Genomic DNA, 6,425 nt, shown 5'->3' with positions numbered 1-6,425 from the left:
TGCCTAGTAATCCTAGTTTTTTCATACAAATAGATTACTTTTTATATTTCAAAATATAATCTTGAACCTCTTTTCGTTCCCAAACTACGGGAAATAATTTTTCGATAAGATCTCTTTTTTTGAAGTTTTGGCGCAAACCATTACTTAAATGAAAAATTCCTTTTTCATTTTCGTTTAACATAAAGTACAAGCCAGCCAAACGATATTCAATTTCAAATTCCTCTGGAAAATGCTCGCAGGCTTGTAATAAGGTTTGAATACAGGCTTCAAATTCTCCAAGGAATTGTAATATGTCTGTCCAAAATAACCAAGTTTCTAATTGGTAATCTCCGTATTCGACCGCTTTTCTGTATCCGTATTCTGCTTCTTCAAAAAGATTTAAAGCTTTATTTATGGCTGCAAAACGTTTCCAATATAATTTATTTTCACCATCTATTTGTATTGCTTTGTTTACATAATATAATGCTTTTGGATAGTTTTTTTTGCGAAAATAAAAATCAGTTATTGCTATCCAACCTTTGTCTAATAAAGGGTCTTCATGTACGGTTTGGTTGTAAAACTTGATTGCTTCAATTTCATTTCCTAATTTTTCGTAACATTTTCCTATTCGCAATAAGGCATAAGAAGTCGGGTCGTCTAGCTTAATAGTTTCATTATAATTTTCAATAGCTTCTTCATAGCGTTTTAGGCGTTCGAGTGCTTTTGCTTTTTCCATAAAAGCACCTAAAAACTCATCGTCTATAAGTGTAGCATAATCGAAAGCGACAAGCGCAGCTTCATATTGTTTTAGTCCGTAGTTTAACCTGCCTAACTGATGCCAAGCAATTTCACTATATGGGTTAGTATCAATATATTTTGTGATATATTCTATTGCTTCTTGATTCTGATCTAAAAATTCGAAACAATAAACCACATTATATAAGCTAGATTGCTCTTCTGGATCTTCTTCTAGACATAATATAAAATTTTCTTTTGCCAATTCGAGATTGTCTAGAAATAGGTATTCCATACCTATAAGATTATACACGTCGGCAAAATCGTCCGTGTATTTTAAAGCTATTTTTAGGTATTCTACTGCTTTTTCGTGGTTGTCTCTTTTAGAACAAATATTGGCTTTCTGAATGTATATTTCTTCGTTTGTAGGTTCTATTGCATATAGCTCGTTTAGCATTTTTTCGGCAATATCTAGCTTGTCGTCATAGACAAGCATTTCTACTTGAACGAGTTTTAGTCCTGTTGATTTTGGGTGCTGTTCTAGGGCGAGTTTTAAGGCTTTTTTTGCCAAAGCAGGTTTTCCAATATCTAGGTAGTGTAAAATGATATCCTCGAATTCTTCTGAATCAAAAAACAAAACTTTATTTGTTTTTAGCATTGATTCAAATTTTGATAAGGATAAGTTATGATCGTCTTCTTCTTGGCTCAAGTGCATGGTCGTTTCGTTTAAAGTTATCCAAAATAAAATTAGAACTTATATAATGAATGGATTGCTTTTTTGTTTTTTGTTGTGAACAATTTAATTAACATTTTTTAATAGTAAAAAAATATTTTTATGATTGAATATTAACTTTTATCTTGAAGCCCTAGCCCTGATGGAAGTGATATCCTTTTTCTTTTTTCTTTAAAAAGGAAAAGATTTAGCAAACAGCAGGAAATGTCTTCAAATTAAAATTATTTATTTTCCATTCATTACTTCATTCATAGCTTCAATAATTATGCCACAACCTTCTTTAATCTCTTGATTTGAAATGGTTAATGGTGGTGTGACGCGAATGGCGCAGCCTTCGAAGAGTAGCCAAAATAGGATTAAGCCTTTATCTTGGCATTTGAAGATGATTTGGTTTGTAATTTCGGGGCTTTCTGTCATTATGGCAAGCATAAGCCCTTCGCCGCGAACCTCTTTTATTAGATTATGTTGTAACAAGTTACGAAATAATTGCTCTTTCTGCAAAGTTTCTTGCATGATATTGGTATCGACCAATTCTTGCAAAGTAGCTAAACATGCAGCTGCAATGACTGGATGTCCTCCAAAAGTGGTGATGTGTCCGAGTTTTGGATCGTGGCTTAATAGATCCATGTGGGCTTCATTTGCTGTAAATGCGCCTATTGGCATGCCGCCACCCATGCCTTTTCCCATAACAACGACATCTGGTACAACATCATAATTTTGGAAGCCAAATAGTTTTCCTGTACGACCAAAACCAGGTTGAATTTCGTCGAGAATCATGATAGCACCCACTTCGTCGCAACGTTGGCGGATTTTTTTAAGAAAATTATTTTCGGGACGGATAAATCCTGCGCCACCTTGTATGGTTTCTAGGATTATTCCAGCCGTTTTTGTGGTTATTTTTTGAATATCAGCTTCGTTATTGAAAGTAATAAAATCGACATCGGGAATGAGTGGACGAAATATTTGTTTGCGTTCTTCGAATCCCATGACGCTCATAGATCCCATCGTATTACCATGATAGGCGTTGTGGCACGAAATGAGTTGGCTTCTTCCTGTAATTCTTCGGGCGAGTTTTAGTGCGCCTTCAATAGCTTCGGTTCCTGAATTGACTAAATAGGTTTTGTTTAGTTTTTCGGGCATGTTTTGTGCCAACAATTTACATAATTTGACTGCTGGATCTTGAGCATATTCGCCATAAACCATGACGTGCATGTATTTGTCTAACTGATTTACGATAGCTTCTTTCACCTTAGGATGTTGGTGTCCTAAGGTACAAGCGGAAACTCCTGCAACAAAATCTAAATATTTTTTGTTATTAGTATCGTATATATAAGAACCTATGGCATGTGAAACTTCCATACCGAGAGGGTAGGGTGAAGTTTGGGCTTGGTATTTAAGGAAATCTTTAATCATTAATTAAGTTCTTATAATAGGATTTATAAAATTTTTCCCCAACCTTATACTTTATAAAATCATTCATTTTTTTCGAAGAAAGTTTAACGTACTTAATTGAGTGGTTTTTATATCTATTTAGTGTAAACTGGGATTTTAATAAACTTACGACTTTAAATGTTTTTTTATCAGTACTTTGATAAGTCCATAAGCTAGGATAAATTTTAATAACACCAGTAATTGAAGTTACGCTATTTGGAATACTAATATTAGAACGACCAAAACCTATTGCATTAATTTCTAAATCGACATTTTCTTTAATTTTTAAATGTTTTAAATGACCAATTCCTTCATAATCAGTTGAAAAACTAGAATTAGTTTTTTTAAATTCTAGCTGAACATAAGGTAATTTTTCATTTGTTTCGGCTTCGACAGATTTAATATTAATTTTTAAACTATCAGAAGGATTATACTCAAATATTAATTCATCTTGTTTGTCAATTACATCAATATTTTTAAAATTTAGCTTTAAAGAATCTTGTTTTGTTATTTCATAATTACCAATTCCAAATCCGAATCCAGTACATGTAAAAAAGGCATATTTAAATGTTCCATCTTTTTTAAAGCTAAAAATGTCAGATTCAAAACCTCTATCGTTTTTTGAATTAGTATAAATCCCAGAAATTGCTTTCTGGCCAAAAGAAATATTTTGAATTAATAAAAAGAAAAGAATTAAAATTATTTTTTTCATAATTACTTTTTCTTCTTCTTGACATCAACTTTCTTCTCCACTTTCGGCTTATCATATTCTAAAGTTTCTTTAGATGGTTCCATTGGAATATCGATATCTTTAGATTTTGCTTTCGATTCTTTTTGTGCTTTTGCATCGAGTTCGAGTTCTTCTTTGGGAAAAAGATCTTCTTTGGTCATGATTTGCTCGTCTCCACGCCAAATAAATCCTTTAAGTTTTCTGGCATTTTCGGGAAGTTCTTCTTCTGGATAAATAATACCATCTACATTGGTAAAAAAAGTAATGGTTTCGATATTATTTCCTTCTAAAATCATATTAATTTTGCTACTCACATTTTTGTTTATTCCTATGAGTTCATTTTTTTCGTTTCGCATATAAAAGATGACTTCGGTATTTTTTATAACATCGACTTCATGTAATTTATTGTCTTTAAATTTACCAAATAATTTTTGGCCTTTCACTTGATTAAAACCTTCTCCAATAGTATCTTTTGAAATAATGAAAGCATTGTTTAGTACTTTTAGGGAATCTATTTTTTCTGTTTTGGCATCGGAAATGAGGTGCATAATATCACCAGTCATTTGGTTTTTTCCATTCCAAAGTATTGGTTTTCCTATCATTTGAGTTAAACCTACTTTTTGGTCATAGTGAATAGAATCACACTTCCCACTCATGTCTTTTTTGAAAAAACGAGCATTATTGGAACCTCGAATAATTCGGTTTTCTGGTTTACCAGTTACTAATAATTTTTTAGCATGAAAGTAAACGGAATCTTTTTCGAACAAAGTAATAGCAACGGCCTTTTTAGTAATAAACATGGAGTCTTTTTGCTTATAAACTTCTGCATAATTCCCTTTTACTACAAAATGATTAATCGTATCGGTTACTTTTACATTGTTTTTTGCCCGAGCAAAGTCTAATTTTCGATCATAATAAATATCATCACCTTCTATGAGTCGGTCTTTATAGGTTATTTTAGAACCTTTTTGTAGTTTTCCTTCATCTTTCTTAGTATCATAAAAACCTTTAGTCGTATAAATTGTATTGGTTGCCGATGTAATAGTTGATGGTCCAAAAACATAAGCGTGACCTGAATTTGTGTAGTAATCTAAATGGTTTGTTTTGATTGTCTGCCTTGGATTTGTAACCGTAACAGCATCTAAAAATTGAAATTTTTTCTGATTTAAATAATATCTCCCGGAATTACTCACTAGTGTATTTTCAGGATCATGAATAGTTCCTTTTGAGTTATAATAAGCTTGTTGCGAATTTCTATCAAAGTTAATAGTATCGGTAGCTAACGTCATTTTAGGGTCACGCATAACGACATCGCCAGTGGCATAAGCAAATTTTGTGTTTCCGTTATATTCGGCATATTTGCTATTCATAAAAAGGGTGTCGCCTTGTACCATTTGTACATTTCCAAAGACTTTTACAAAATTAGATTTTGTAAAATGATAAGCTTTGTTACAAGTCATACGAACGCCTTCATGAACAATAATTACATTACCGGTAAGAACTATTGCTCCAGGTACTTCTTTTTCAGAAATATCAAGAAAGTCAGAGTTTTCAATATGAATTGGCTTATTACTATCTTGTGACCAAAGTGTTACTTTACTGAAAAGCATTAATATCAAAACGAAACGAAAATATATTTTATTCAATGGAATGTATTTTTTGTCAAAATTAAGGAAAATATGAAAAATATGGTTTTTATTAAGAATTATTTATAATTACTCGATAATCATCTCTTTCAATTTTTCTCGATACACTTCAAGAATATCTATTTTTGAAATAAATCCAAAGAATTTCCCATATTTAATTACGACAAGGGTATTTTGATTTGTGGCTTCAAATTTTTCCATAACGACTTCTATTCCATCGTCGTATTGTACAATGTCTATAGGTTGTTTTAAAATCTCTTTAATCGAAGTATATTTTACTCTGAAAGAATTAAAAATAGTGGATCGAATGTCATTAAAATCTACAATTCCTACCAATCTGTCTTTTTCGTCAAGCACAGGAAAGAGTTCTTGATTTAAAGTTGATAAATAATCCACTAAATTTTCTAATGAATTCTCGATTGTAATAGTTTTGATGTCGGTTTTTATCAAAGCTAGGAAGTCGATACTTTGCAAAATATTTTTGTCTTTATCGCTTGTAAAAACATCACCTTTATCAGCAAGTGATTTTACATCCATAGAATGTTTTTCGAATTTTTTTGATACAGCAAAACTTATGGAAGATACAATCATAAGAGGGACCATAAGATCATAACCACCAGTAATTTCACCAATTAAAAAAATAGCTGTAAGTGGCGCGTGAAATAATCCGCTCAAAATTCCAGCCATACCTACAATAGTAAAATTTGCGACGGGTAAAGAATTAGATATTCCTAAAAGATGTATCGATTTTGCTACAAAAAAGCCCAAATAAGAGCCTACGAAAAGGGAAGGAGCAAAGTTGCCACCATTACCACCACTTCCAAGGGTTAGTCCTGTAGCAAACGATTTTAATAAAGTTGTAATTCCTATAAAAGCAAGTAAAATCCATTCATTACTTTTATAACTTTTAAGGATTGTATTGTCTAATAAAATCTCAGGATGATTGGTAGATAATGTCTTTATACTTTCATAACCTTCACCAAAAAGAGTTGGAAAAAAGAAAATTAAAACAGCTAAAAGTGTTGCCCCAAACAATGCTTTTCTATAAGGTCTTTTCTTGAATCTGCTAAAAAAATGTTCGACTCTTCTAAAATTTCTCGCGTGATATACTGAAACAAAACCAGCTAATATTCCTAGTAAAATATAATAAGGTGTGTTATGAAAATTGAAA

General features: G+C 31.7%; 5 protein-coding genes. All 5 read right to left on the bottom strand.

Going from position 1 to position 6,425, the window contains the following annotated elements; translation table 11 throughout:
- Positions 1-34: 34 nt before the first annotated feature.
- Positions 35-1,429 carry a tetratricopeptide repeat protein gene (locus tag ACKVOV_RS13765; RefSeq protein WP_409207332.1) on the bottom strand — a complete coding sequence of 465 codons (1,395 nt, stop codon included), beginning with the start codon at positions 1,427-1,429 and terminating at the stop codon, positions 35-37.
- A gap of 243 nt (positions 1,430-1,672) precedes the next feature.
- Complete coding sequence (locus tag ACKVOV_RS13760; RefSeq protein ID WP_409207331.1) at positions 1,673-2,860, bottom strand: aspartate aminotransferase family protein; 1,188 nt, start codon at positions 2,858-2,860, stop codon at positions 1,673-1,675.
- The gene (locus tag ACKVOV_RS13755; protein WP_409207330.1) at positions 2,853-3,590 is read right to left on the bottom strand and encodes a hypothetical protein; all 738 of its coding nucleotides are present in this window, start codon (positions 3,588-3,590) and stop codon (positions 2,853-2,855) included. The genes ACKVOV_RS13760 and ACKVOV_RS13755 overlap by 8 nt, the downstream gene beginning before the upstream one ends.
- 2 nt (positions 3,591-3,592) lie before the next feature.
- Positions 3,593-5,254 carry an OstA-like protein gene (locus ACKVOV_RS13750; RefSeq protein ID WP_409207329.1) on the bottom strand — a complete coding sequence of 554 codons (1,662 nt, stop codon included), beginning with the start codon at positions 5,252-5,254 and terminating at the stop codon, positions 3,593-3,595.
- Positions 5,255-5,323: 69 nt separating this feature from the next.
- Positions 5,324-6,425, bottom strand: a 1,102-nt coding sequence (locus tag ACKVOV_RS13745) for a chloride channel protein (protein WP_409207328.1), incomplete at its 5' end; no start/stop codon positions are given.

It is taken from the genome of Flavobacterium sp. (genome assembly GCF_046153165.1).
GTDB lineage: Bacteria > Bacteroidota > Bacteroidia > Flavobacteriales > Flavobacteriaceae > Flavobacterium.
This window is presented reverse-complemented; position numbering and strand designations above follow the sequence as displayed.

Coding starts and splice junctions, on each gene's coding strand:
- ACKVOV_RS13765 (WP_409207332.1), bottom strand. CDS start 1,429: ATGCACTTGAGCCAAGAAGAAGACGATCATAACTTATCCTTATCAAAA.
- ACKVOV_RS13760 (WP_409207331.1), bottom strand. CDS start 2,860: ATGATTAAAGATTTCCTTAAATACCAAGCCCAAACTTCACCCTACCCT.
- ACKVOV_RS13755 (WP_409207330.1), bottom strand. CDS start 3,590: ATGAAAAAAATAATTTTAATTCTTTTCTTTTTATTAATTCAAAATATT.